Genomic DNA, 4,344 nt, shown 5'->3' with positions numbered 1-4,344 from the left:
ATACATGGCCGCCTGGGCCGCCGTCAGAGCAAAAGGAACAGCCCTGGGCGAGCGTTACCGCGCCCTGCGGGCGCGGGGAAAAGTAGCCAAGGTGGCCATCGTTGCCTGCATGCGATGCCTGATCACGGCCATCAATGCGATGGTCCGTGATCAGGCCGGATGGCGGCATGGGGCGGCTGTCTAAAAAAGACAGTTGCTCCCACACAGAGCAACCGCTCAGTCGCTACCCTGGATGTGATGCTCCAGCCCGTCGAGCTTGGTCGGCATCGTGGCGAAATACGCCGAGACATCGTCGATGTCCTGGTCGGAGAGCGTGGCGGCGAAGCCCTTCATGACCGGGTTGCCGCGGCGGCCGTCCTTGTACTCATGCAGGGCCATCGCGAGGTAGTCGGCGTATTGGCCGGCCAGTCGCGGGTACTGCGGGTCGACGGCATTGCCGTCCTGGCCGTGGCAGGCCACGCAGGTGGCGATCTTGGTCTTGCCGCGGGCGGGATCACCGCCGGCGAAGGTCTGGGTGGCGGTCAGCGCGAGTAGCGCGCCGATGGCTATCAGGGAAAACCCACGGATCATCATTCGTCCTCGGCGGCTTACTTGGCGAGACTGGAGAGGTAGGCGGCAACGTCCGCGATTTCCTCATCGGACAGGCTCTGCGCCTGGATACCCATCGTCGGGTGGGTGCGCTCGCCGCTCTTGTAGGACTTGAGGGCGTTGACGATGTACTGCTCGTTCTGGCCCGCGATATGCGGCACGTGGTATTCGGGGTAAGCGTTGGCATAGCCCGGCACGCCGTGGCAGCCGTTGCAGGTATAGACCAGCGTCCGTCCCTTGGCCTTGTCCCCTTCGGCGTGCGCGGCGGACGCGGCGCACAGTGCTACAGCGATCAGACCAACCAGTTGCAGACGCTTCATTAAGAGTTCCCTGGGTGCCGGGCGGGGCCGGGGTTGAAAAGCCGTCGAAGTATAGAGGCCTGTCGCGACGGCGGACAACTCAGGGAGGCCCGGACCTCAGATCAGGCTGCGAATGATGTGGAAGCCCGCGATGTATTCGCCGGCGATGGTACCGGCGCAAACCAGGAAGAAGTTGAGCAGGGTCCGCGCCACACGGTTCTTCCACCAGCCCGTCCAGTGGGTGATGTCGTCGCGCAGGTGCTCGAAGTCGACCACGCGCGGCTTGCGGATCCAGGCCTCGGCCATGGCGCTGATGGCGCCGGAGGGAATGCCGGGGCGAAAGGGCTTCAGGGGCCCGGCGATGAAGGCTGCCACGATCGACAGCGGATGGCCGCCGGCGATGAGGGCGCCCAGAGCCGACAGGCCACCGGTCAGCAGGATCCAGTTCTTCACCGCGTCGGCGCCCAGGCTGGGGCTGCGATGAAAAGCGAAGCCGATGGCGACGAAGATCGCCAGCACCAGGCCCACGGCGACGATCTTGGGCCACTTCGAGGCGGGCGGCGTGACGGCGAGGTCATCCGCGAGTGCCTGCGCGTCGCCATGCTGGTGGGCAAGCTTCTCGCTCATGCCCTTGAGGTGGCCGGCGCCGATGACGACCAGCACCTTGCGCGTGGCGGCCTCGGTGTCCATGCGCAAGCCGTTCTCGCGCAGGCGCGCAGCCATGTACGTATCGCGCTCGGCAATCAGTGCGTTGTAGAGCGGCGCGGAGTTGGTGGCGAACTCGCTGAAGGCGCTTTCGAGCAGATCGGACTCCTTCAGCTTCTCGATATCGGCTTCGGCGATCTCCTCGCGTTCGAACACACTGCCGAGCATGCCGGCCATCAGGCCGAACCGCTGGAAGAAACCGACGCTGCGCCAGGCTCGTTTGAGGGTCGTGCCGACTTCACGATCGACGAGCCACACCGGCATGCTGCGCGCATCGGCGCCGTCCATCGCGGCTTTCATCTCGGCGCCCGGCTCGATGCCGTACTGCGCGGCGAGACGCTTCTGGAACGAACCGAGCACAAGGCTGGCCGCGACCATGCCGGCCTTGCCCTGGCGAATCACCTGGAAGAGGTCGAGCTGCTTGAACGCTTCCGGGTCGCGAATGCCATGCGCACGGCTGGCGCAGAGCTCCACGGCGACGGCGTCGAAGTGCTCGGTTTCGAGCAGGGCTTCGACCGCGTGCACGCTCGCACGCGAAACATGGGCCGTGCCGAGGATGACGTAATCGACACCGTCGCGCCTCATGCGCTCGATAGGTTGGCCTTCCAGGGCCGCGGGAAGCGGTGCGTCGTGCTCGGCAGGGATCATGCGCTCGGAGTCCTTAAGAGGGGGATCAGTCGCGGTAGCGCTTGGTCAGGTCGCCGTAAGCGTCGATGCGACGGTCACGCAGGAAGGGCCAGATGCGCCGGACGTGCTCGCTGCGCTCCATGTCGACATCGCAGATCAGCAGCTCACGGCCCTCGGTGCCGGCCTGGGCAATGAATTCGCCCTGCGGGCCCGCCACGAAGCTCGAACCCCAAAACTGGATACCGCTGCCGACGTTGGACGGATCCGCCTCATAACCCGTGCGGTTGCACGAGAGCAACGGCAGGCCATTGGCGACGGCATGACCGCGCTGCACGGTGATCCAGGCATCACGCTGACGGGCCTTCTCGGCGTCGTCATCGTTAGGGTCCCAGCCGATGGCCGTGGGGTAGAACAGGATATCGGCGCCGGCCAGCGCCATCAGGCGCGCGGCTTCCGGATACCACTGGTCCCAGCACACCAGCACGCCGAGCTTGCCGACCGAGGTCTGGATAGGGTCGAACCCGAGGTCGCCCGGCGTGAAGTAGAACTTCTCGTAGAAGGCCGGGTCGTCGGGGATGTGCATCTTGCGGTACTTGCCGGCGATCTCGCGCGAGCGATCGAAGACCACGGCCGTGTTGTGATACAGGCCGGTCGCGCGCTTTTCGAAGATCGACGCGATGACGACGAGCTTGAGCTCCTCGGCGAGCTTGCCGATGCGCTCGGTGCCCGGGCCGGGAATGGTCTCGGCGAGGTCGAACACGTCCACGCTCTCGCGCTGGCAGAAGTACGGGCCGTTGTGCAGTTCCTGCAGCAACACCAGTTCGACGCCAGCCTTCGCGGCTTCGCGCAGGCCGGCCTCGATGGCGTCCAGGTTGCCGTCGCGGCTGCCGCGGTCGGTTTCCTGGAGCAGGGCGACCTTGAGGGTCTTGCGGGTCATCGTGTTCGTTCCTCAGGGTTACTGGGCAATCGCGGCGGGCAGCTGCATGGTGATGCAATGCAGGCTGCCGTTCTGCCAGATCAGCGGACGGCATGGCACCTGGACGACTTCGCGGCCCGGATGAGCCACGCCGATGATCCTCGCTGCTTCCGCGTCCTTTTTGTCGCCATAGGCCGGCACGAGCACCGCGCCGTTGACGATCAGGTAGTTCGCGTAGGACGCCGCCAGGCGACGACCTTCGTCGAGGATCGGCTCGGCCCAGGGGAGCGGATGCAGCGGGTAGGGCTTGCCTTCCGGCGAACGCAGCGCGGCGAGTTCCGAGCCCATCTGGCCCAGTTCGGCGAAGTGCGGATCGCTTTCGTCGTCGCAAGCCTGGTACACGATGCCGCCGTCCTCCGAGAAGCGCGCCAGCGTGTCGATATGGGCGTCGGTGTCGTCGCCTTCAAGGTAGCCGTGGTCCAGCCACAGCACGCGGTCGGCGTGCAGAGTGGTCGCCAGGGTCTCGGTCATCGTTTCGCGCGAGAGCTCGGGATGGCGCTGGTTGAGGCACTTCCACGTGGTCAGGATGGTGCCGCGGCCATCGCTCTCGATGCCGCCACCTTCCAACGCCCAGTCGATGCGCTTGTGCGGGAGGCCGGAGAGCACGCCGCGTTCGAGCAGACCGGAGATCAGCGCATCGTCCTGCTCGGCGCCGAACTTGCCGCCCCAGCCGGTGAAACGGTAATCGTTGAGCAGCACGCCGTTCGGGCCGGTGAGCGTGATCGGGCCGGAGTCGCGCAGCCAGGTGTCGTCGTAAGGCAGCTCGATGAAGTGTACGCGCGACAGGTCCGCGCCGGCTTCGGTGATCGCCAGGCGGGCGCGCTCACGCAGCGCGGCGTCGGCCACGATGATGTGCAGCGGTTCGAAGCGGGTCACCGCGGCGGYCAGCGCCACATAGGTCGTCTCGACCTCGGCCAGGCGATCGGCCCAATCGGTGTCCGCATGCGGCCAGGCGATCAGCACGCCGGCCTGCGGCTCCCATTCGGCGGGAAGTCGATAAGAAGTGCGGTCGGTCATGGCGGGCGGGGAGGCAGCTGGGGAAGCCGCCTATTGTAGGGCTTCCGGGCTACCGTTGCTGTAACAGCCATCGCCGCTGAAGCGGCTCCCACAGACAGCCCGGCAACCTGCAAAGCCGCGCCGGCTCTGTGT

Annotated in this window: 5 protein-coding genes and 1 pseudogene; 1 reads left to right on the top strand and 5 read right to left on the bottom strand. The window is 66.3% G+C overall.

The window, feature by feature from the left end; all coding sequences use genetic code 11:
• Positions 1–184 (top strand): annotated as a pseudogene (locus AC1DSN_RS19040) (hypothetical protein); the annotation flags it as partial.
• Positions 185–216: 32 nt separating this feature from the next.
• On the opposite strand, the gene AC1DSN_RS19035 reads toward AC1DSN_RS19040, so the two are convergent.
• From AC1DSN_RS19035 to AC1DSN_RS19015, 5 genes are all read right to left on the bottom strand, one after another.
• Positions 217–573, bottom strand: a complete 357-nt coding sequence (locus AC1DSN_RS19035; protein ID WP_477298509.1) for a c-type cytochrome — start codon at positions 571–573, stop codon at positions 217–219.
• Between the two features lie 14 nt (positions 574–587).
• Positions 588–908, bottom strand: a complete 321-nt coding sequence (locus AC1DSN_RS19030) for a c-type cytochrome (protein ID WP_477298510.1) — start codon at positions 906–908, stop codon at positions 588–590.
• A gap of 96 nt (positions 909–1,004) precedes the next feature.
• The gene (locus AC1DSN_RS19025; RefSeq protein ID WP_477298511.1) at positions 1,005–2,240 is read right to left on the bottom strand and encodes a TraB/GumN family protein; all 1,236 of its coding nucleotides are present in this window, start codon (positions 2,238–2,240) and stop codon (positions 1,005–1,007) included.
• A 25-nt stretch (positions 2,241–2,265) separates the two neighbouring features.
• Positions 2,266–3,156 carry a carbon-nitrogen hydrolase gene (locus tag AC1DSN_RS19020; RefSeq protein ID WP_063572664.1) on the bottom strand — a complete coding sequence of 297 codons (891 nt, stop codon included), beginning with the start codon at positions 3,154–3,156 and terminating at the stop codon, positions 2,266–2,268.
• Between the two features lie 18 nt (positions 3,157–3,174).
• The gene (locus tag AC1DSN_RS19015) at positions 3,175–4,212 is read right to left on the bottom strand and encodes an agmatine deiminase family protein (RefSeq protein ID WP_477332225.1); all 1,038 of its coding nucleotides are present in this window, start codon (positions 4,210–4,212) and stop codon (positions 3,175–3,177) included.
• Between the last annotated feature and the right edge of the window lie 132 nt (positions 4,213–4,344).

It is taken from the genome of Luteibacter sp. P4_D7_3 (assembly GCF_056401735.1).
The sequence above is the reverse complement of the archived record's forward strand: the minus strand, read 5'-3'. Positions and strand labels throughout refer to the sequence as shown.

Bases quoted from the DNA above. Each gene is read 5' to 3' on its own strand.
- AC1DSN_RS19020 (WP_063572664.1), bottom strand. From the start codon at position 3,156: ATGACCCGCAAGACCCTCAAGGTCGCCCTGCTCCAGGAAACCGACCGC.
- AC1DSN_RS19025 (WP_477298511.1), bottom strand. From the start codon at position 2,240: ATGATCCCTGCCGAGCACGACGCACCGCTTCCCGCGGCCCTGGAAGGC.
- AC1DSN_RS19030 (WP_477298510.1), bottom strand. From the start codon at position 908: ATGAAGCGTCTGCAACTGGTTGGTCTGATCGCTGTAGCACTGTGCGCC.
- AC1DSN_RS19035 (WP_477298509.1), bottom strand. From the start codon at position 573: ATGATGATCCGTGGGTTTTCCCTGATAGCCATCGGCGCGCTACTCGCG.